The sequence below is a fragment of the Arenicella chitinivorans genome (assembly GCF_014651515.1).
GTDB lineage: Bacteria > Pseudomonadota > Gammaproteobacteria > Arenicellales > Arenicellaceae > Arenicella > Arenicella chitinivorans.
This window is the reverse complement of sequence record NZ_BMXA01000008.1, coordinates 1-22,105: the sequence shown is the minus strand read 5'-3', so window position 1 is coordinate 22,105 and position 22,105 is coordinate 1. Positions and strand designations below refer to the sequence as shown.

The following is a 22,105-nucleotide window of genomic DNA, read 5'->3' as shown; positions in this document are numbered from 1 at the left end:
TTGAGCAATCTATTTTAATCATTAAAATCAATAACTTACGTAAACTGGTTTGTGACACTCAAATTACAACACAAAAAAAAACTACAAATCTCTTGACATAAAATAAATGTGTATAAGTGCGTTTTGGGCCATAAAAGTCGTGTCTGCCAGATTCTAAATATTTCAATAAGTTAGCGATTGTTATTGTAACGATCTTTCAACAATTGCCGATTACTGGCTCACTCATATTGATGAGGTGGGATAAGTATACGGCATCTCGAAAGCGTGGCCTTGTCTTCGTGCCCAGCGTCTCTTGTCGGTTGTCCATGTACGCGGGTTTTCGCTACTGGCCAATCGGTTTTTCGGCTACACTGTAGACGACTTTTAACTCACGCGCCGCAGATACTCTATGGGCAAAAAACTGACCGCCAAGACAGCCGATAAATACGTACTTTACCAACAGGCTGTGCAGTCTGCCGATCAGGATGTGCAATTTCTTGTCGATACTTACAAGGCCATTCGCGGCAAGAAGCCAAAACATCTACGAGAGGACTTCTGTGGTACCTGTCTTATGTCCGGCGAATGGGCCAAATTGGGTAAAAGCTATACCACGGAGTCATACGATATTGATCCGGAACCGTTGGCCTGGGGATTGGCAAATAATCTTCAACCTTTGGGTGCGGTCGCCAAGCGTGTCCAGCAGTATCAAGAGGATGCACGGACACCGAGCCGAAAAGCGCCGGATGTGCGTTGCGCACAAAACTTTTCTTACTGGGTATTCAAAACACGCGCTGAAATGCTGGCGTATTTTGTTGGGGTCTATAATGATCTGGCGGCGGACGGCATCTTTGTATGCGACCTGCACGGCGGACCGGAAAGTATTCAGGAGCTAGAAGAAGAGACCGAAATGGATGATGAAAGTTTCACCTACGTTTGGGATCAAGACAGTATTAATCCGATCACCGGTGAAGCGCGGTTGCACATTCACTTCCGATTTCCTGACGGCACTGAAATGACCGATGCCTTTACCTACGACTGGCGTTTATGGGGTCTGCCAGAGCTGCGGGAAATACTCCAAGACGCCGGTTTCAGCAGTGTCGACTGCTATTGGGAAGGTACGGACGACGATGGTGAAAGTGGTAATGGCGTATTTACCAAATCCGAGCAGGGCGAGGCTTGCTTGTCTTATGTTGCATATTTAGTCGCGAGTAAGTAACCAGGGGGTCGCACCGTGTCTCGGATTTTCGTCATTGTTCTTATCCTTGTGTTGGTTTTGGCCGCCAGAAAGTCGAAACCAGCGGGCGACAAAGCCGGTCATGGTTTGATTGGTTTGCCTGCTAACCTCAGCGAGCCAGACTTATTGAGGGTTGCGACCTACAATATTCAAACCGGCAAAGATGCGAATGGCCGTCGCGACCTACTGGCAAGCGCTCGCGTAATGGCGGCAGCACATCTGGTTGGCGTGCAGGAAGTCTATGCACCCAGCCTGAGCAATTTGTTAGGAATTGGGCGCGCTCAGACGCAGCGTATTGCCGAGGCCGGTGGCTTCGGTTGGTTGTTCTGCGCGACACGTCGACGATGGCTCAGAGAGCATCGCGGCAACGCGCTGTTGAGTAAGCTCCAGATCAAAGACTGGGTGGTCGAGATGCTGCCCGATCAATCCAATAAGAGCTTTCGCAATATGACCGTGGCGGAAGTTGCATGGAAAGGTCAGAGTTTTCATTTCATCAACACGCACTTGCACACACGCGGTGGTCGCGAAACACAACTGGAGCTCGTGCTGCAGGAGTTTGCTAAGTACCCGCGTGCAATCTTGGTCGGAGACTTTAATAGTCGTGCGCAGACGACGGCATTGGCCAATGCGCTCAAAGACATTGATGTGCTGGATGCGGTGTCAGTGGCTGGACTTGATCTTGAGAATCGTGATCGCATCGACTGGATTCTAACTCGTGGTTTTAAGGTGTTGGAAGGTCAGATGGTCGAGATCGGTGTGTCGGATCATCCGTATTATGAGGTGACGCTGGATTTTAAATAGCTCAACGGTCCTTGGCCTCAAGCGATATAATGCTGTGTCTGTGTTGTTGCAGCAGACCTCGTTAGTTCCATGTTGGCAAAAAGAACTACCACATTTAACCATTCTTACATGAGGAGCAGCCCATGCTAAAAGAGTTTAAAGAATTTGCGATGAAGGGTAACTTTGTCGATATGGCCGTCGGTATCGTGATCGGTGCCGCATTCAGTACTATCGTCAAGTCGTTCGTAGACGACATCATTATGCCTATGGTTGGCTATGTGACCGGTGGCGTTGATTTTAGTGATTTATTCGTGGTGATCGACAATCCAGTGGAAGGCGCCACGTACACTACCTTAGAAGCCGCTTCAGAGGCCGGAGCTGTCACGGTGAATTACGGCGTGTTCATTAATGCCGTCGTCACGTTTCTGATCGTGGCTTTCGTGCTGTTCATGGTAATCAAGGGTATGAACAAAGCCAAAGCGGCAATGGAAGAAGAGAAAGCCGCAGCGCCTGCGGAGCCTTCAGCGGAAGTTAAGTTGTTGACTGAAATCCGCGACCAGTTGGCGAAACAGTAGGATTTCAGTTCTTGCCAAGGAGCGGCAAGAGCCCAAACTTCAGTCGGTTAACGGTACCTATTCTAGGCGTTCGTTCGCAGCAACGTTCGCCTTTCAAGGTGTTTTTGGCCGACGATTTGCCAATCCGTCATGCCGCATTAAGGTGCCGATTTGGTTGGTTTCTAGGTAGTGCATGCCTCGATTAGCCATCTGTATGGCAGACGGCACATCGTCGAGATTGTAGATTGCCCATTCCCAGTTGCCGCGCCAGATCTGTTCGTCCTCTGTCGGCAATAAGTTTTTGTCACAGAATATGAAGTCTGGTTGCAGTCGCTGAGCGATGGCTTCTGTTTGGTCATTCCACGCCGGCAGAACCCAGCCGGTTCGAAGTGACGCAGTTTTTCGTGTGTAGTCAATGACATCGGCGTTGAATGAAATAATCACGCATTGTGTAGCGGTGTTTGTTTTGTTGATACAATGCTCGACCTGATCGACAAACAAAGGGATGCCAAACCGATCAATCGACTCCTGTTTGATCTCGACAAACGTCGTGACTTCCGGCACTGTGGCGACCCATTTGGCGTATTTCTTAAACGTAGTGAAGGGGTTGTCATTGAACTCGGTGGCGAACCGGGCCGGGTAGCTGGCCCGCATGGCTTTAATGTGTTTAGCTTGGGTGTCACGAATATCCACGTCTATGCCAGCCATCCGAGCCAGGCTCACATCGTGATGTAAAATCGGTACGTGATCCACTGTCATTTGCAGATCCAGCTCCATAAAGCGCGCGCCATGTTGATAGGCTGCCTCATAAGCCAACAATGTATTTTCAGGGTAGCGTCCTGAATAACCCCGATGTGCCACCAGAATCGGCGGTGCACCTTCCAACCGAAGATCGTCACTCGTTACAAGCAAATCGTCCTCCCCGTTATCCACCATGTTATCCTCACCTTACCATTAACCTTCTGTATGCGGCCAGCCTTTTGCGCCATTGAACTGAGTGATCAAACTTCTAGATAATGCCTTTGCCAACCTGTCGCCCGATGAAGTGTTAAATAGTATCGAGCGATTTGGATTTCAATGTGACGGTCGACTTTTAGCACTGAATAGTTATGAAAATCGAGTGTATCGTGTTGGCCTAGCAGACGGTCAAAGTCTGGTGGCCAAGTTCTATCGACCGCACCGGTGGACCGATGATGCGATTCTAGAGGAACACCAGTTTACTGAGGAATTGGCGGATCTAGAGATTCCGGTGGTCGCACCCATGAACGTCGACGGTCAGACATTACTTAAAACTGAAGCACACCGAATTGCCTTATTTATTAATCGCGGAGGTCGTGCGCCGGACCTGGAAAGTGATGAACATCTGGAGCAACTTGGTCGTTTTATGGGGCGTATTCACCGTGTAAGTCAAAGCGGGGTGTTTGCGTTTCGACCAACATTGGATTCGAACTCGTTTGGTTATGAACCGCGCGAGTTTATTTTGCAAAATGGGTTTATCCCTGCGGACCTAGTTGATGCTTACACGTCCTTAACGGAGCAGCTGCTTAAAGAAGTGGCGTTGTGTTATGAGCGCGCTGGCGAAGTGCGCATGATTCGTACCCATGGTGATTGTCACCCGAGCAATATTTTGTGGACTGATGATGGACCACATATCGTGGATTTTGATGACGCGCGCATGGCGCCAGCAGTACAAGATTTATGGATGTTCCTTGCTGGCGATCGTGCGGATCAGACCGTCGCGTTGGATGCGGTTTTAGCTGGCTATACCGAGTTTTGTGATTTCGATGCGCGGGAATTGCACCTTATCGAAGCCTTGCGGACACTGCGCTTGATCCATTATTTCGGGTGGCTGGCCAAACGGTGGGACGACCCGGCCTTTAAATTAGCTTTCCCTTGGTTTAATACGCAGCGTTGCTGGGAGGACCATATTCTCAGCCTGCGAGAGCAGGCGGCGGTCCTGCACGAAGAACCGCTAGTCTGGTACGGTTAAACGGTTGTCGAGCTAGTCCATGATGGTGGTGGCAATCGGCAGTGCATTAGGGGCAGTGTTGTCATTCAGTCGATAGGCTCTGCCGAGGCGATCATAAACAGCCCCAGTCGTTGGATCGATAAATCCCCCATACCAAGGCGTCTGGCGCGACAATTGAGGTGGTGCTTTGAGGCTGAAGGCAATTTCGATGCCGTTCTGTTGGGTCTCGGCGTGCAGCGCGCAAACCGCCACAACGGCCTTGCAACCGCTATTCGGGTCCATTACCACGTTGGCTAGTTCTATCGCCTGTGAGCGTTGCAGTGCGCTCAGTCGAGTAGCCCAGACACGGTCACCATTGATACGTCGTAGCGCTGTTTCGCCAGTTTCAACATCGTCGAATGGGTGTCCAGTATCGACTGTTAGCGGCGGTCCGCTTAAGCTTCGGAACAACACAAACAGGAATGCCAGTCCCAGCATCAAGAACATCCATTGCACAAGTTTGAGCAGGGTTTCGCGTGGCACTATTGGGTCGCTTTGACGCCGTCGATGGTGGCGCGCCAGGTTAGGTTGGCTACCGAGGCGTCAACCGGTTTAAAGTCGAGATTCTGCGTTTTGCTGGTTTGGGTGTTGGCCTGAATGGCAAACAAGGTGTCACGCGTGGCCTGTGCCAATTGCTCGCAAGCTCCGGAGTCATCACATTGCTCAGCAATAATGGTGTAGCGAAGGCGTGTGACATCGGCCTGGGTAGCAGTATTTTTGACACACAATGTGACGTCAAAGTTGGTTCGATAGGTGTGGGCTACCTCTAAGCCGCACACCGTGAGTTCGCTCGGGTCGATCACACCAGTTTTCGGGTTTTGGCCCAAGCCGTCAAACCAGGCACCAAGCAGGGCCACTAGCACGGTTGCGCTGGCCAAAATGATGCGTGTTCGTTTTGGAAAATTGGATAAAAATAGTATCCAGATCAAGACCAAAACTAAGACAACAATGACAACTCTAATCACAGGTTTCTCAGAAGTTTAATGTCGATCACAAGGATCGCTAATGTAATATGACTGGCATGATAGCACCTCATGTCATAACATCGTCAAAGACTCAATTTCCGGATGTAGTGAATGCCGATTGATAAATTAACACACAAGTCGATCTTGAAGGCGATGTTCAAAGATCAGATGATTTCTGTGGCCGAAGCTAAACGCATTGATGCAAATTTGCTCAATGATCACACCGATCTGATGCATCCGCTGGCTGGTATCGCCAAAAGCCTGCCAACCCATGAGCAGACGGGCACAAAAATAACGTTGGAGTACTTGTCTGAGTGGTTTGCCAAGCAAGTCGACATACCGTATTTCGTCATCGATCCACTGAAGATCGATATCGGTTCAGTGACACAAGTGGTGGCACCGCAGTTTGCTAAAAAACACGGATTTCTGGCCGTCAGTAACTCGCCCGAGTTCGTCACGCTGGCGGTCAAGGACCCCTTTGATCTGTCCTGGAAAGACGACCTCGAAGGTTTGTTGCGCAAAGAAATTCATATTGTGTTCGCCAACCCGAACGAAGTTGACCGGTATGTCTCAGAGTTCTACACGCTTGCTAATTCAATCAGCCGTTCAACGATTTCCGACGAGCGCACTGGTGTCAGTATTCAGCAAAACTTGGAACAACTGGTCGACCTGGGACGTCGCGGCCAGCTGGACGCCGAAGACCACCACATCGTGCAGCTGGTGGATTGGCTATTGCAGTACGCGTTTGAACAGCGTGCCAGCGATATCCACCTGGAACCACGCAAAGCCATGGGAGAAATGCGCTTTCGAATTGATGGTATCTTGCATCACGCGTATCAAGTTCCGCCTAACGTACTACTGGCAATTATCGGTCGCCTGAAAACCCTCGGGCGTATGGATATCGCCGAGAAACGACGTCCCTTGGATGGCCGCTTGAAAACGCGCACGCCGGACGATAAAGAAATCGAACTACGTCTATCCACCATCCCGACCGCCATGGGTGAGAAGATGGTGATGCGGATTTTTGACCCTGAAGTTTTGCAGCGTGGTTTCGAACAGCTTGGCTTGAGTGATCGTGAGTTAAGCGTATGGAACCAGCTAACCTCGCATACTAATGGCATCATTCTGGTCACCGGTCCGACCGGGTCCGGTAAAACCACTACGTTGTATTCCACGCTCAAACAGTTGGCCACCAGCGAAGTCAATGTGTGTACCATTGAAGATCCGATCGAGATGGTTGAGCCCTCTTTCAATCAAATTCAGGTGCATGCGTCGATTGATCTGACCTTTGCTGCTGGCGTCAAGGCTTTGCTGCGGCAGGACCCGGATATCATCATGATCGGTGAGATCCGTGATCTGCACACCGCGGAGATGGCGATCCAAGCGGCGCTGACTGGTCATTTAGTTTTATCCACATTGCACACCAACGATTCGCCGTCCGCCATAACGCGATTACTGGAGTTGGGTGTGCCGGCTTATCTTATCAATGCCACGGTGCTGGGTGTGATGGCGCAGCGATTAGTGCGCACCTTGTGCCCGAGCTGTAAGCAGCCGGATGAACTGGATCCGGCCGTATGGGCAAGTTTTACGGATGGCATGGACTTGGAGCTCGAGGCGCCTTGCAAACCCGTGGGTTGTATCGAGTGCCGCCAAACGGGTTTCCTAGGGCGCGTCGGTTTGTATGAGATGCTGGAGATGACCTCCACGTTGAAAACCCGAGTGAAGCCTGACTCCGACCTTGAAACGCTGCGCGCTCAAACCAAAACCGATGGTTTACTGACCTTGCGTCACAGTGGCGCGAAGAAAATCTCTCAAGGGCTCACGACCATCGAAGAAGTATTGCGCGTTACCCCATTTGTGGCGTAACGTATTGTTATGTCTGAATTAATGCGACCTACCCGCTCAAATGCGGAAGTGCAGCGCCGGCGTCTGCGCAGCAATTTTATTGGTAAGCAGCCGAATGAACCACGCGCTCGCAGGTACCGTCGAGGTCGACGCAAACGTGGCTGGTTTTGGCGCTGGACGTTTCGATTGATCCTGTTGGTTTGTTTTATCTCGGCCTTACCCATGGTGGTGCTGCGATACTACAATCCGCCGACCAGCAGTTTCATCGAGCTGAACATTCGTAACAACAATACAAATATCAAACATAAATGGGTCGATTTCGAGGACATCTCCTTGTATTTCCCGAATGCGGTAATCGCCTCAGAAGATCAGCAGTTTCCGAATCACTTTGGGTTTGATATCAAGCAGATACGCGAGGTGCTTGAGGATCGTGAGAACGGCATTTCGCGCGGTGCCAGCACGATTACCCAACAGACCGTCAAAAACCTGTTTCTATGGCCCAAACGCAGCTACCTGCGCAAAGGACTGGAAGCTTGGCTCGTGGTTTGGATGGAGTTGATTGTGCCTAAACAACGGATTCTGGAGTTGTACGTCAATTTTGCACAATTCGGTAAATCGGTATTTGGTATCGGTGCCGCCAGTGAGTATTATTTCGGCGTTCCAGCGCGTGACCTAACGCCGTATCAGTCGGCCTTGATCGCGGCCAGTTTGCCAACACCATCGCGCTCCAATCCCGCTGACCCATCAGACTATCTGAAAGAGCGCGCGGCGTATATTCAAGATCAAATGCCGCGCGTAGGTGGCCGCCGCATGGTGCGGGACCTATAGCCGATGAGTAACACGATAATTTTCGAATCGACACTATGACGAACAGACAATATCCTACCACCCGTATGCGGCGTGCCCGCAGCGCTAAATTTGCCAGACGCCTGATGCGTGAGACCACCTTAAGCATCAGCGACCTAATTCTACCGGTGTTTGTGATTGAAGGCGAAAACCGCACAGAAGCGGTGCCGTCAATGCCCGGTGTGGAGCGCATGACCATGGATCTGGTGGTGAACAAAGCCACTCGGTTGGATCAATTGGGTGTGCCGGCGATCGCGTTATTTCCGGTCGTTGGCGAAGCAAACAAATCGTTAATGGCAGAAGAAGCATACAATCCTGATGGTCTGGCCCAGCGCACAGTCCGAGCCATCAAGCAGGCGGTGCCAGAGATTGGTGTGATTACCGATGTCGCACTCGACCCATTTACGGTGCATGGTCAGGACGGAATTCTGGATGAGGCTGGCTATGTATTAAATGACGAAACGATCAGCGTTCTGGTCAAGCAAGCGGTGTCGCACGCCGAGGCCGGTGCCGATATTGTTGCGCCGTCGGACATGATGGACGGACGCGTGGCGGAAATTCGTGCTGCGCTGGAGCTTGAAGGCTTCGTAAACACCCAGATCATGGCCTATTCGGCCAAATACGCATCGGCATTTTATGGCCCGTTTCGAGACGCAGTTGGGTCGGCCGGCAATTTAGCGGGCGCAGACAAGTACACGTATCAAATGGACGTGGCGAATTCGGATGAAGCGGTGCATGAAGTCCAGTTAGACGTGGCCGAAGGCGCAGACTATGTCATGGTGAAACCAGGCTTGCCCTATCTGGATATCGTGCAACGCATCAAGTCGGAGTTACAAGTGCCAACCATGGTGTATCAGGTCAGCGGGGAATACGCCATGCTTAAAGCGGCGGCACAACAAGGTTGGCTCAATGAGCGCGACTGCGTACTGGAGTCACTATTGTGCATAAAACGAGCTGGTGCTGACGCGATCCTCACCTACTTTGCGGAAGATGTCGCACACTGGCTAACCACTGAGAAAAACTGATGAGCTTACAATATCTGCACAGCATGTTGCGCGTTGGTAATCTAGACGCGGCACTGGATTTCTTCTGTAATAAATTGGGTCTAATCGAGACCAATCGCATGGAAAATGAGGCCGGTCGCTTTACGCTGGTGTTCCTGGCCGCACCGCACGATCTTGCACGGGCCAAACAAGATAAAGCCCCGCTGGTGGAACTCACCTACAACTGGGATGAAAACCAATACGACGGTGGTCGCAGTTTCGGTCATCTGGCTTATCGCGTTGACGACATTTACGCGCTTTGTCAGTCGCTGATGGACCAAGGTGTGGTGATTAACCGGCCACCTCGTGATGGGCATATGGCGTTTATCCGAACACCGGATGGCATCTCCATCGAATTGCTGCAAAAAGGCGATGCGTTACCAGCTGAGGAGCCATGGGCGTCTATGCCGAATACCGGCACCTGGTAGCTTGGTGCGGCCTTCGGGTTTAAAAACAGCCGAGTTGCCCGCATTTACATAGTAGTCAATCACAATCAACGGAGTTATTCGTGCTGATATCGAATATGGAAGTCATTCCGGGTAGAACCATCAAACAACACCTTGGCTTGGTGCAGGGCAGTACCGTGCGTGCTAAACACGTCGGTCGCGACATTATGGCGGGGTTTAAAAACATTCTGGGTGGCGAGCTAGTCGGCTACACCGAACTCATGAGTGAGGCGCGTGAAGAAGCTAAGGAACGCATGCTGGCACAAGCACAACAGCTGGGTGCTAACGGCGTTATCAATGTGCGTTTCGCCACTGCCTCTGTTGCGCAAGGTGCGGCCGAGTTGTTTGCGTACGGTACGGCCGTGATACTCGACGATGCTTGAGCTTGTTATCTTTGTTACCCTGCTGGGGCTTGGGTACGGCGTGGGCTCGTACCGCGAGAAAAACCACTACGCAGACCTGGCGGTGCGTGAACAGGCCTTGGGCCATATCACGGTATTTGATCACAAGCTCCCCGCTGATCATGGTTTTCAAGCGGGCGGTGATTTGGTGGTAGGCAACGTGGTCGTGTCCTCGGATTACTTCAAAACCGTGGTGGCCACCATCAAGAAATTTTTTGGTGGTCGGTTACGCAGCTACGAAACATTGTTGGAGCGTGGTCGCCGCGAAGCGATTCTGCGTATGAAACAGATGGCCAAGGAGCAAGGCGCAGATTGTATCTATAACGTGCGATTTGAGACCGCTGCGACCTCGCAGGGTGCCTCGAACACCTTGAGCTCAGTCGAAGTGCTGGTCTATGGCAGCGCGGTGCGGCGATAAGTCAAAAATTACCCCCTGGTTCTCTGGGTAAATAGACGCATTCGGTGCTTGCTATCACCGCTAAAAAATGGAATTGTAGCGGCATGAAAACTAAAAAAGAAATTGTAGAAAACTGGCTGCCCCGCTATACCGGGATGGAGCTGGATAAGTTTGGTGAGTACATCTTACTGACCAATTTTGCCAATTATTTGGATAACTTTGCCAAGCAAACTGGCGCCGAAGTCGTCGGTCGAGACCGCCCCATGCCCTGTGCAACCGGTGGTGGTATTACCATGATCAATTTTGGCATGGGTTCACCCAATACCGCGACCATCTGCGACCTGTTGAGCGCAATTAAGCCGAAGGCCGTTTTGTTCCTTGGTAAGTGTGGTGGGCTGAAAAAGAAGAATTCGGTGGGGGATTTGATTCTGCCGATCGCCGCGATTCGGGGTGAAGGTACCAGCAACGACTACATGCTACCCGAAGTGCCAGCATTACCGGCGTTCGCGCTGCAAAAAGCCATCAGTACCACGATTCGTGACCACAAGCGCGACTACTGGACAGGAACGGTGTACACCACCAATCGGCGAGTTTGGGAGCATGACAAACGGTTTAAACGCTACCTAGGCAAAACCCGTGCCATGGCGATCGACATGGAGACCGCGACCTTATTCTCAGCAGCATTCAAGAATAAATTTTCCGCTGGCGCTTTGTTGTTGGTCAGCGATGTGCCGATGACGCCAGAAGGCGTCAAAACCGATGCCAGCGATGCGATTGCCACCAAGAGCCATGCCGACATGCACGTGGAAATCGGTATTGATAGTCTCAAGCAGCTGATCAATAACGCGCTCACCGTGAAACACTTGCAGTTTTAGGTGATGGCCAATAAGCGTAATCAGATACTGTGTGTTTTGCTGGTTCTTATTGGTGTTTCCGGATGCACACCGGACACCGGGCCGAGCGACTTATACGCCAATGAGCATGGTGCCTTGGAACAAAAGACTCAGGGTCTGACCACCTGGGCTACTGAGTTGGCGGCTTTGTTAGCAGCCAACGATGCCGATGTCCAACAGGCATTTACGTTGGTCGAGACCGAACAAGCTCGGGCGCTCAGCGAGTCCGAAGTGAGTGCGTTCCAAGAAGTACAAGAGCGTATTCGGGCGCGCAGCGCCGACATCTCCGATTTGTTCGATCAAGGCAACGGCCTGCAAATGGCGCTGTTCAGTGATCTGTATCAACTGCTCGGCAAGTTAGATGCTGGTGCCAAGTACTGCGCGCTGGATGAAAAGTTCGAGTCCAGCCTGTCGCTGGTGCGTGCAGATATTTCTGGTGCCTGGCCTGAGTTGGAATCTGCGTACCACAGCGCGCTGCGAGCGGGTAGCGAACAGCTTGGCAATCGCGCTGGCTTCTCTTGCGAGGACTTTGGTGCCGCGTATGCACAGATGCGGGTCGACGCGCAGCAGCGCGTCGAACAAGTTAATTTCTTAATGGCTTCGTTTGCGCAATAGCGGGGCCTACTAATCTGCCAACTTGGCTGCAACGTAGTCTAGCGCGCTGGTTATCGCGGCAACCTGGGCCAAGATGCAATTTTCGTCGTCGACTTTGGGGCTGTCCGGATACACCTCCGTTGTGGTGCCAAACGCGGCACTCGTTAACCCGGTGCACAGGCCAAGTGCTTTCACCGGGTAATTAATCACACCAGTCTGAGTGATTGGCTCACCAATAATGCGTCCATCGGCGTCTGCTGGCGCAATGTGCGTCACCTTCGAAACCGCCTGAATGATGTGGCCTTGCAGGTCGTGCTGAGGGTTCTCGCTGTCGCCAACCAGGTAAAAGCCATCCGGAATATCCCAGATTTTGTGTGTCACGTTGTCGCGTGCAGCCAATGCTGGTCGGAACTCGGAGTTGTCGGTATCGGTGGTCTCGTGCAGGTCAATATGCAAATCAAAGGTGCAATCTAATGACTCGATATACGCCATCAACGCGGCTGATTCCTCTGCCGGGCTGTCTGTGACGAATGAACGGTTAGGGTCGACCGCAAAGGGGTTCCAACGATTAATCGTTTCATAGGCCCAGGGACTAATGCAGGGCGCAATGACCAGATTGAATCGATCAGCGTAGGCTGATGCCTTGGTGTGAATAAAGCGCAGTGCGCCTTGCACACCACTGGTTTCATAACCGTGCACGCCACCGGTCACCAGAGCGGTTAGCTTATTCGAATCCCAGCTCTTAGGCTGAATGGTGAACAGGGGGTAGCGCGCCGGGTTGTAGCTCAGTGCGCCGTATTGAACACACTGAAAGCCTTTGGGCAGCTGCGAAAGCGCGTTTAAAACCTGATCCTGGTAGCGCCGTTTGACGGACTGTGCGTCGAGCCATTGTTGTCGTTCAGCGTCGCCCCATTTTTTGCCGGGTGTGCCGATAGGGTAATTAGAGGGTTCGGTCATGTCGGATTCTGCTCACTGGCGCGTGCCTTAAGGTACTTTCACGGAACGCGCGGATTCTAATTTGGTTTGCTATAGTAGTGCGCTTTCACACGAGTCACAAATTACCATGAAGAAAACTACTATCGCATCCGCACTATTGTTGGCTGCTTCCTTGGCTGCCTGTGAGCAGCAAACCGCCACAACTGCCGCCGAAGAGCAAGCTGCAACGCCTGCGGCTGAGGTCGCTACACCGGTTGTCACAGAGTCTGCCCCTGAGGCCGAAAAACCATCGCGATTCGACATCTACGCCGAAGTGGAGTTAGACGTCGACCTCAGCAGCCTGAGCGAGCAACAAAAACAGATGGTGAGTCTGTTGATCGACGCCGCCAAAATCACCGATGAAATTTTCTGGCTGCAAGTATGGGGCGACAAAAACGAGCTGCTTAGCGGTATTGAAGACCCAAAGGCACGTCAGTTTGCGGTGTACAACTACGGCCCATGGGATCGCCTCGATGCCGATAAACCGTTTATTGACGGTGCTGGCCCGCGCCCAGCTGGTGCACGTTACTACCCGGCTGACATGAGCAAAGAAGAGTTCGAAGCCTGGGAGCAAGAGGGCAAAGACGGTTTGTACTCTATTGTGAAGCGCGCCGAAGATGGCAGCTTGAGTTTGGTGTCTTACACCGAAGCGTACGTTGATCAAATCACCCAAGTCGCCGACTTACTGCAACAGGCGTCTGAACTGGCTGAAGACGAAGGCTTTGCCAATTATCTGAAGTTGCGTGCACAAGCACTCCGCACTAACGACTACCAAGCGTCGGACATGGCTTGGATGGACAATAAAACCAATCAGGTTGAAGTCGTGATTGGCCCGATCGAAACCTATCAAGACGCCTTGTTTGGCTATCGCGCTGCGTTTGAAACCTTCGTGTTGGTCAAGGATATGGCGTGGAGCGAACGCTTGGCGCGATTTGCAAAATACATGCCGGAACTGCAACAAGGTTTACCCGTGCCGGATCAGTACAAAGCAGAGGTGCCAGGTTCCGACGCCGACTTGAACGCGTATGACATGGCCTATTGCGCGGGCGACTGTAACTCGGGTGCCAAAACGATTGCCATCAATCTGCCAAACGACGAGCAAGTACAACTCGAAAAAGGCACGCGTCGCTTGCAGTTGAAAAACGCCATGCGCGCCAAATTCGACAAAATTTTGCTGCCAATTTCGGAGCAGTTAATTGCCGAAGACCAACGCAAACACATCACCTTCGATGCCTTCTTTGCCAACACCATGTTTCACGAAGTGGCGCACGGCCTCGGCATTAAGAACACCATCACCGGCAACGGCACAGTGCGTCAAGCGCTCAAAGAACATGCCTCGGCACTCGAAGAAGGCAAGGCCGATATCCTCGGCGTGTATATGATTCAAGCCCTGCGTGAGAAGAATGAGATCAGCGAAGGCGAACTCATGGACAACTACGTCACCTTCCTCGCCGGTATCTTCCGTTCAGTTCGCTTTGGTGCCAGTAGCGCACACGGTCGAGCCAACATGATTCGCTTCAACTACTTCAGCGACGCCGGTGCATTCACGCGTGACGAAGCAACTGGAACCTACCGAGTAAATCGTGACGCCTTCGAAGCCGCAATCAAATCCTTGAGCGAGCATTTACTCATATTACAAGGCGATGGCGACTACAACAAAGTCGCCGAATTTGTCGAAGCTAAAGGCTCAGTCAGCCCACAACTACAAGCGGACCTAGACCACTTAGCCGCCGCCAGCATCCCAGTAGACATCGTCTACAAGCAAGGCAAAGACGTGTTAGGTTTGTAAGCTCACCTCAAGACGTAAACAAAAAAAGCCTCCGAAACTCGGGGGCTTTTTCATGTCATTTATGCACTGTAAAACACGTTCCACAGTAACCGCGTTTCACAAGCTAGCATCGCGTCCTTCATATCAAAGCAAGCCCCTCACCGTCATTCTGAGCAACGCGAAGAATCCCCATAAGTCCCTCTAACCGAGCCCGCCACCGTCATTCTGAGCAACGCGAAGAATCTCCATAAATCACTGTCTGCCCAAACACACCCAAACTGTGCGATTCCTAATAATAAACAAAGCAAAAAAAACAAAGCCTAAGATATTCCATTGAGAATGTTATTACGCACTGCTAGGATTAATAGCGTGCACGCGCACTATCACACCAAGGGAGAGCGAGGGAATGAAGAAAAGTAGGGGTAAAGCCGAGCGTTATGGGAGTATCTCCAAATATCAATTTGGGCGGATTCAGGCGCGCTCGATAGTAAGCTGATCAGCACCAAAAGAAGTTGGAACTCTCTCAGCGAATAGAACACGATTTTTCAGAGCTCGATAAATTCTTCAAGCTCGTTTCAGATGCGATTGAATCTGAGCCAGAATGGAGCTATTTGAATGCTAGTGCACGCTTTACCATGATTACCGACTTATACGGGTGCTTGGAATTTTGGCTGCGCGAGCTGTGTAATTATCACCAAAATAAATTCCAGCTATCTCTATCGCATAAGGACATTCGTAGCGACAACGATCTATCTGCCTACAACAAATATCTATGTAAAGTAAGCAACATCGATATCGCTCCTGTTCACAATGCTTATTGCGACCTACAAAATCTTAGAAAGGTCCGTAATATAATCGTTCATGGTGGAGCGCATACAAATGACGACAAAATCAGTTCAATTAAGGGGGTAGGTTTGTTCGGCTCATTAATCACTGTCTCCAATGATTTTGTACATAAATCTAAGGATAGTGCGAAATGCTATTTAATTCATATCGCAAATGCCTAACGAAGCGCCCAATATACTCTGGGCGCAAAAACATGTGCCCTCCGCCGGACACGATCCGCTTCGCGCCGTCTACACCTTGACTTTGCGTTATACCTAGAGGAGTTTTTACCCAGTATGGAAGCACCGAAGTTATTTATTTCTTATAGTTGGTCAAGCCCGTCTCATGAGCAGTGGGTATTAGATTTGGCAACTGAGTTAAGAGAGTCTGGAATCGATGTGATTCTCGACAAGTGGGACTTGAAGGAAGGGCATGACTCTGTAGCATTTATGGAAAAAATGGTTACAGACCCCGAGATTTCTAAGGTCATAATTGTGACAGACAAATTGTACGCTGCCAAAGCGGATGGTCGAAATGGAGGCGTCGGCACTGAAACGCAAATAATCTCCAAAGAAGTATATGACAATCAAGAGCAAGATAAATTTGTTGCCGTAGTTGCTGAGAAAGACGATGAAGGAAAGCCATGTTTGCCTACCTACTATAAATCTCGAATATACATCGATTTAAGTGAATCCGAACGTTATGCGGAAAACTTCGAGACGTTATTGCGCTGGACTTACAACAAGCCGTTGTATGTAAAGCCTGAAGTAGGCAAGCGTCCAGCTTTTTTAGATGAGTCCGGCCACATTTCTCTAGGGACTTCAGCATCTCATAAAAGAGTAATCTCCGCTCTAAAAGAGAACAAAGCATTTTCTTCCGGAGCACTAGATGAGTATTTGGAGCTTTTTTCGTCCAATCTTGAAAAATTTCGACTATCAGAAGTTGAAGGGGAAACGGATGATGCAGTTATAGAAAATATCGAACAATTCATCCCAAATAGGAATGAGGCAATTCAGTTGTTTATTACGATTTCTCAGTACGCACCGAGCGATGAAAATCTGTCAAAGCTACATCGCTTTTTTGAAACCCTGATCCCATATATGCATAGGCCTGAACATATAACCAGGTGCGGAAAATGGGATTTCGATAACTACAAATTTATTGTGCATGAGCTATTTCTATATGCGGTCGCGATTTTAGTTAAGTCAGAAAGATACGAGCAGGCAAATGTACTCGTAGGCCGGCAATATTACGTATCAGGTAATTCAGAGTACGGGCGTGATGTGATGGTTAGTTTTACTGCGTTTCGTGTATACATGGAATGCTTGGATCGTCGAAACCAAAGGTTAGAGCTTGGTAGGTTATCATTGAGAGCTGACCTGCTCGAACAGCGCTCAAAAACATCTGGCATTGATTTTCGTTATTTGATGCAGGCCGATTTTATTCTATTTATGAGAGCAGAAATTGATAAAGAAAACCCTTATGACCGTTGGTGGCCTGAAACACTGCTATACGCGGGCAGACATCATGGTGCTTTCGAAGTTTTTGCGCGCTCTATATCAAGAGACTACTTCGACAAAGTTAAATGCTTGCTCAATATACAAGACCCCGATGGTCTAAAAGAACTACTAACCCTATATAGTGAAAATTGGCAAGCATTGCCTAGGTGGGATTTTGATTCTTTTAGTCCTTCAGCCTTGCTAGGTTTTGAGCATCTGGCAACAAAGGCATAACAGCTCATATTGTTGAACTTGTTTTACGCTAAGCTCGAAAATTGCAGATTCGAAGTAATCAATGGACATCCACTCAACTCTCAAAATGAATCCTAGTTTAAAAGCCGGCCTTATTTCTTTACTGTTAGCACTACCAAGCCCTGGCTACGGGCTTGATTGTGTACAAGAAAAGAATGTAAACGCAGAGATCGAAATTTTTGCAATTCCGTATAGGCCAGAAAAAGGGCAGTATATTTTCAAAATTTTCACTCCTACTGATTATGAAGGCTTCAGATTCCAAGATATGTCCCTGATTCGCAACATGGGTAAAGAGGAAGAAAATATTTCAATGGAGCTGAGCACTAATTCGCACAATAAATACCAAGTGACGAGTGTGACTGGGGAACTTAAAGAATTAGAAAGATGGGTCGTATCCGTTTCCTATTACCTTGAGGGTATTGATCCAAATGATGACAAGGGTTTTGTCTGTCCAATGATGGGTGGTTTTGCCAGTCTAAAGGACAACAAACCCTTTAAAGAAATGAGTGCCGCAAAATGTGGTGCTCTATGAATATTCTCGTGTAAACCTGGACAGCTACTTTCGAAAGAGCGGTTTCCTATCACAGCTCGTATACTAAGCTTTGTCAGTACCGAATTGAATGGGTGTCCATTTCTAATAACGATGAGTTAAGAGTTAGTCCCGCCTGAGCTGAGTCTGTGATGGACAAGGCGCACGACGCTGTGTGGGTGTTTAGACCGCTCAGGTGCGGATCATCATCAAGGTTCGCTCGAACAAACGCGAGCAGTTAGAAACCGTACATATGTCAGCGCAACTCGACCCCTGGTCGTCGGCAATCCGTGATTAATCCAAGCTAACGGCTCACTGAGTGAGAGTCAGGCCGCTGCTTGGCTTGACAGTAGGGAGGTATCCATATATGTCTAAGTTTCAAGTTTCATCTCTGAGTTTGGTAAGGTCTGAGTTTCCGTCGCATGAAGTCGAGTAAGGTCGAAATAATAGGACTATGTGCACTGAGCGCGTGGTCAATTTCAATGCAGTTAATAATGCTATGCATTGTACTAATCAAATACATGGAAATCCCGAAAATTGAGGGATTCATTAGCAGCGTAGCAGGCTTCAAGGCATTTTCTATTTCGTTCTTGGTATTGAGTCATGGTGGGTTGCTATTCGGTACTTTGGTTCTTCTGTATGGAGCGGTAACTCAGTTAAGACCTCGTGCGTGTGCCTTGGCCGCATTATCTCTTTGCTGTTGTGCTGCATACTTTCGCCTAGTGTACTTTCTCATGTCGCGGATATTTGCCTGATCAAAAGTTAACCAGCCTCAAGGTCTGCTAAGCCGCTTACTCGGCATTTAGGCAAAACTGTCAATAGCCTGTAAGTGAATTTGGTTGCAGATTCTTCGCTAAACTGCTTCGACGCCTACAACAAAACCCAAACAACTCAGTTTAGATCACTGTTTTAAGCTATTCTTGCCCGAGTCGTTTCACTCCTAAGCCCACCTCCAGCTTTTCGTTTTAACAATGCTCACATACCGCCCAGATATAGACGGATTACGCGCCATCGCGGTGGCGAGTGTGGTGCTCTACCACTTGCAAGAAACGTGGTTGCCAGGTGGCTTTGTTGGCGTTGATATTTTCTTTGTCATCAGCGGCTACTTGATCACCAAACTCATTCATTCGGAATTGATAGAGACTGGTAGGTTTAGTTTTAAGCACTTTTACGTTCGCCGCATCCGCAGACTGCTACCCGCATTGTTAGCCACCTTTCTGTTTTGCATGGTCTTTGCGTATTGGCTGTTTTCGCCAACGCACCTTATTGAGTTTGCGCAGTCTTTAGTCGCGGCAATTTTCAGTGTCAGTAATATTTTCTTTTGGAACCTCAGCGATTACTTTGACGCCGACGTCGCATTCAAGCCGCTGTTGCACACTTGGTCTTTGTCAGTCGAGGAGCAGTTTTATTTAATTTGGCCGGCGCTCTTGACCGGCCTATTTGCGATTAAACGAAAGTCATTCATACCCATCGTTGTATTGCTGTTGGGGGTAGCAAGTCTGCTGTTGAACATCGCACTATTCAGTGACAACAGCGGGCTGCTAGCATGGTTGACTTCGACCGACAGTGAGACGACGCTCAGTGCCGCCGCCACTGCGTTTTACTGGCTGCCGTTTCGCGTATTTGAGTTTGTGATTGGGGCGTTACTGGTTTGGACCAGGGGCCCGCAACGCCGGATTGTCGCCGAGGGTCTTTTTGCCATCGGTCTCGTCATGGTATTGAGCTCGTTTCTTCTGCTCAACAGCAAAATGATTTTCCCGTCCGTGACTGCGTTGATACCAACCTTGGGCGCGGCGCTCATGATCTACAGCGGCGCTAAGCATCGATTAAGTTGGATTGTGTCTAATCGGGGCATGGTAGGCCTGGGCTTAATAAGCTATTCGCTGTATCTAATTCATTGGCCGATGATTGTGTTTTACACCTATTGGATTGCGCGCGACCTCACACTATTGGATACGGCCATGTTGATCGTCGTCTCAGTGCTGCTTGCCTATCTGATGGTTCGGTACATTGAACAACCATTTAGGAAAATAAAAGTTGGTGCTACCAACTCCAACTCATCACCAAACCGACCTTTTCTACTGGCCTCCACACTCGCCGCGTTACTCACTGTTGCAATCAGTCTAAACGCGGTGACGTCGAAAGGCTGGTTGTGGCGCCACCCGGCCGACGTTGTCGCACAGCTTAGCTACCAAAAAGGCGACTACACCGACTTCTTTTGGGCCAACATTAAGCGTCTTGAGAATGGCTTTAAAAACGATAATCGCAACAAAGTTCTGATTATCGGTGACAGTATGGCGGCCGATTTAGTCAACGTGTTAATTGCCGCCGACGCTGACCATCAATTAGACATCGCCGCCGTGATAATTGGGGACAACTGCAAGAGTCTGTTTGGGTTCTCGAGCAATCAGTATCAACGACTTTATGGCGGCGCCGCCACACGCTGTGAACGCGAGCACGCGAGGGTTCTTGAGCAACTACACTTGTTTAAAGCCGCTGACAGCATCGTGTTAGCCAGTCACCTGTGGCACTTAAATCAAGTTAACGCGATACCCAAAACAGTCGCGCACCTCAAAAGCCTGACCAAAGCGAAGGTGATGGTGCTTGGGTCCAAGGTGCAGATAAACAATGGCATACAGTTCGTTAGCCGCCACGCTTTTTCTCCTCAGTCGCATGAGTTGAGAACACCGCCGCACCCAAAAACAGTCGAAATCAACACGCAACTAAAAGAGCTGGCGGACGACTACATCTATTTCGATTTACTCGATCGCTTCTGCAACACACATGGTTGTCAAAGACTCACTAAAGATGGGTACGTCATTATTTTTGACGAAAACCACTTAAGCGAAAACGGCGCAAAATTCCTTGCGCAGGACATCCACGATACTGATTGGTTTCAACACTTGCTGTCGAGTAATTGATGCGCACTTCGAGGTGGAGACCCATAGTCTAAGTAAGCCCTGAAGGAAGCTTAAATTCCTATACTGGGGATTCTTCGCTGCGCTCAGAATGACGATGGTATGCTTGTTTGATTGGGATGGGTGTCCATCTAACCTGTTTGATTGGGATGAGTGTCCATCTAACCGATCTAACCTCTAGAACCGAGAACCGACTGTGAAAGACAGGTTTCGCAGGTCATTGGTACCTTCAATGCTGTTGCCACTCATGAATATAAATTTGTGATTTACGTCCGTCCATGCGTACTCGACACCCATAGAAAGTCGCTCAGATATCTTATATGCAAGACCAATGCCCACGTAGGGATCCTCGCCGTCAGTTCCTGTTCTAAATACTTGCCCAGGAAACGCCGTGTCACGACGCCTAAGTGCCAACTCCCAAACAGCAATGCCTGCTCTAGCATTGATGCTTAGCCTGTCTCCTATGGAGAACATTCCGACAAGGCCTAGATTGATTGCGGTGAGATTACTCTCATCATCAATAACGTAGAGCGCTGAATCTACTCGGGTCTGCACCGCACCACCGTAGTCATGATATGCGATCTCCGCACCTAAGTGATCGCTGAACCTGTAGCCTCCGCGGAGCCCGAACGACAGATCGTCGCCGCTTATGTTAAAGGCAGCTGGCGCCACTGGCGAGACAAGCGCTTGTTCGGCTTGGCCAGCGAGAATGTCGAATGAAAAATTTCTCTCTGCCATGGCAGAAGTTGAGGTGAGTGAGAATACTAGTCCTAGGATGATGGTTTTCATCGATTCCCTCCTTTGAAAGGTGGTGTCCGTGTTAGCGATTCGGATATCCTAGCGGTGGTTTCCGAATTCTTACTTTGGATAACCATTTTTTAATTGGATTGTAAGATCTCGGTAACTAAAAGAATTGGCTATCGGTCTTCGAGCGCGACCATGACATTGCTGTACGGCTGACACAGTTTTTCCGGTGCCTATTTATTCCTCCTTTTTGATTTGGACCGACATCTGTTTTTAATGTGCGCATAGGCTTCGGGCTTTGCATTTACAAAGACTGGGGTGTATCAAGGTAGCGAAGTTCAACGCCTCGAGTCAGCAATAAGCTATTGGAAGGTTTATCGAATCTGACGATGTTCTTACTCGGCTTACTATGGGCGATGACAAGATAGATTCTTCGCTTCGCTCAGAATGACGCCGGCGGGAAGATGGTGATGACCTCCCGTTCTCGCGGTACTGGTGCCATCGTGTAGTGTGTTAGAGATGCTTCGTGTTGCTCAGAATCAACTGAAAAGGACCAACTGAAAAGGACCAACTGAAAAGGACCAACTGAAAAGGACCAACTGAAAAGGAC

The 22,105-nt window shown here is 49.7% G+C and carries 21 protein-coding genes; 16 read left to right on the top strand and 5 right to left on the bottom strand.

From position 1 onward, the window contains the following. Window positions 1-388 precede the first annotated feature (388 nt). From IE055_RS16000 to mscL, 3 genes are all read left to right on the top strand, one after another. The gene (locus tag IE055_RS16000) at window positions 389-1,195 is read left to right on the top strand and encodes a class I SAM-dependent methyltransferase (RefSeq protein WP_189402695.1); all 807 of its coding nucleotides are present in this window, start codon (window positions 389-391) and stop codon (window positions 1,193-1,195) included. A gap of 15 nt (window positions 1,196-1,210) precedes the next feature. Further along, a complete protein-coding gene (locus IE055_RS15995) occupies window positions 1,211-2,014 on the top strand; it encodes an endonuclease/exonuclease/phosphatase family protein (protein ID WP_189402694.1) in 804 nt (267 codons plus the stop codon). A 122-nt stretch (window positions 2,015-2,136) separates the two neighbouring features. Beyond that, a complete protein-coding gene (mscL, locus tag IE055_RS15990; RefSeq protein WP_189402693.1) occupies window positions 2,137-2,568 on the top strand; it encodes a large conductance mechanosensitive channel protein MscL in 432 nt (143 codons plus the stop codon). 93 nt (window positions 2,569-2,661) lie between these two features. Here mscL and IE055_RS15985 read toward each other — a convergent pair whose 3' ends face one another. Then, the gene (locus IE055_RS15985) at window positions 2,662-3,483 is read right to left on the bottom strand and encodes a glycerophosphodiester phosphodiesterase family protein (RefSeq protein WP_189402692.1); all 822 of its coding nucleotides are present in this window, start codon (window positions 3,481-3,483) and stop codon (window positions 2,662-2,664) included. A 61-nt stretch (window positions 3,484-3,544) separates the two neighbouring features. Here IE055_RS15985 and IE055_RS15980 point away from each other — a divergent pair, with 61 nt between their 5' ends. Further along, window positions 3,545-4,537, top strand: a complete 993-nt coding sequence (locus IE055_RS15980) for a serine/threonine protein kinase (protein WP_189402691.1) — start codon at window positions 3,545-3,547, stop codon at window positions 4,535-4,537. Window positions 4,538-4,549: 12 nt separating this feature from the next. Here the strand turns inward: IE055_RS15980 and IE055_RS15975 are convergent, their stop codons facing one another. Together IE055_RS15975 and IE055_RS15970 are read right to left on the bottom strand one after the other, a co-directional pair. After that, a complete protein-coding gene (locus tag IE055_RS15975) occupies window positions 4,550-5,038 on the bottom strand; it encodes a hypothetical protein (protein ID WP_189402690.1) in 489 nt (162 codons plus the stop codon). Then, complete coding sequence (locus tag IE055_RS15970; protein ID WP_189402689.1) at window positions 5,038-5,520, bottom strand: hypothetical protein; 483 nt, start codon at window positions 5,518-5,520, stop codon at window positions 5,038-5,040. Before IE055_RS15970 ends, IE055_RS15975 begins: the two co-directional genes overlap by 1 nt. 111 nt (window positions 5,521-5,631) lie before the next feature. On the opposite strand from IE055_RS15970, the gene IE055_RS15965 reads away from it, so the two are divergent. The 8 genes from IE055_RS15965 (at window position 5,632) to IE055_RS15930 (ending at window position 12,006) form a co-directional block, all read left to right on the top strand. Next, window positions 5,632-7,386 carry a GspE/PulE family protein gene (locus tag IE055_RS15965; RefSeq protein ID WP_189402688.1) on the top strand — a complete coding sequence of 585 codons (1,755 nt, stop codon included), beginning with the start codon at window positions 5,632-5,634 and terminating at the stop codon, window positions 7,384-7,386. Between the two features lie 9 nt (window positions 7,387-7,395). Further along, on the top strand, window positions 7,396-8,193 hold the full coding sequence (gene mtgA, locus IE055_RS15960; protein ID WP_189402687.1) for a monofunctional biosynthetic peptidoglycan transglycosylase: 798 nt from the start codon (window positions 7,396-7,398) through the stop codon (window positions 8,191-8,193). A 35-nt stretch (window positions 8,194-8,228) separates the two neighbouring features. Then, window positions 8,229-9,236 (top strand): porphobilinogen synthase, encoded by a 1,008-nt coding sequence (hemB, locus tag IE055_RS15955; protein ID WP_189402686.1) that lies wholly within the window; start codon window positions 8,229-8,231, stop codon window positions 9,234-9,236. Beyond that, window positions 9,236-9,682 carry a VOC family protein gene (locus tag IE055_RS15950; RefSeq protein ID WP_189402685.1) on the top strand — a complete coding sequence of 149 codons (447 nt, stop codon included), beginning with the start codon at window positions 9,236-9,238 and terminating at the stop codon, window positions 9,680-9,682. The genes hemB and IE055_RS15950 overlap by 1 nt, the downstream gene beginning before the upstream one ends. 80 nt (window positions 9,683-9,762) lie before the next feature. Next, entirely contained in the window at window positions 9,763-10,083 is a 321-nt protein-coding gene (locus tag IE055_RS15945) for a YbjQ family protein (protein ID WP_189402684.1), read from the top strand. Next, window positions 10,076-10,519, top strand: coding sequence for a YbjQ family protein (locus IE055_RS15940; RefSeq protein ID WP_189402683.1), 444 nt, complete (start codon window positions 10,076-10,078; stop codon window positions 10,517-10,519). Before IE055_RS15945 ends, IE055_RS15940 begins: the two co-directional genes overlap by 8 nt. Before the next feature lie 83 nt (window positions 10,520-10,602). Then, entirely contained in the window at window positions 10,603-11,373 is a 771-nt protein-coding gene (locus tag IE055_RS15935; protein ID WP_189402682.1) for an AMP nucleosidase, read from the top strand. A 3-nt stretch (window positions 11,374-11,376) separates the two neighbouring features. Continuing rightward, window positions 11,377-12,006: a hypothetical protein gene (locus IE055_RS15930; RefSeq protein ID WP_189402681.1), complete on the top strand. Its 630-nt coding sequence runs from the start codon at window positions 11,377-11,379 to the stop codon at window positions 12,004-12,006. 9 nt (window positions 12,007-12,015) lie between these two features. On the opposite strand, the gene IE055_RS15925 is transcribed toward IE055_RS15930, so the two are convergent. After that, window positions 12,016-12,942, bottom strand: coding sequence for a M14 family metallopeptidase (locus IE055_RS15925; RefSeq protein WP_189402680.1), 927 nt, complete (start codon window positions 12,940-12,942; stop codon window positions 12,016-12,018). A gap of 106 nt (window positions 12,943-13,048) precedes the next feature. On the opposite strand from IE055_RS15925, the gene IE055_RS15920 reads away from it, so the two are divergent. From IE055_RS15920 to IE055_RS15905, 4 genes are all read left to right on the top strand, one after another. Further along, a complete protein-coding gene (locus IE055_RS15920) occupies window positions 13,049-14,749 on the top strand; it encodes a DUF8614 domain-containing protein (RefSeq protein ID WP_189402679.1) in 1,701 nt (566 codons plus the stop codon). A gap of 1,100 nt (window positions 14,750-15,849) precedes the next feature. Next, complete coding sequence (locus tag IE055_RS15915; RefSeq protein WP_189402678.1) at window positions 15,850-17,286, top strand: SEFIR domain-containing protein; 1,437 nt, start codon at window positions 15,850-15,852, stop codon at window positions 17,284-17,286. 85 nt (window positions 17,287-17,371) lie between these two features. Further along, entirely contained in the window at window positions 17,372-17,836 is a 465-nt protein-coding gene (locus IE055_RS15910) for a hypothetical protein (protein WP_229794328.1), read from the top strand. 968 nt (window positions 17,837-18,804) lie between these two features. Continuing rightward, window positions 18,805-20,754: an acyltransferase family protein gene (locus IE055_RS15905; RefSeq protein ID WP_189402676.1), complete on the top strand. Its 1,950-nt coding sequence runs from the start codon at window positions 18,805-18,807 to the stop codon at window positions 20,752-20,754. Window positions 20,755-20,928: 174 nt separating this feature from the next. On the opposite strand, the gene IE055_RS15900 is transcribed toward IE055_RS15905, so the two are convergent. Then, window positions 20,929-21,540, bottom strand: coding sequence for an outer membrane beta-barrel protein (locus IE055_RS15900; RefSeq protein ID WP_189402675.1), 612 nt, complete (start codon window positions 21,538-21,540; stop codon window positions 20,929-20,931). Between the last annotated feature and the right edge of the window lie 565 nt (window positions 21,541-22,105).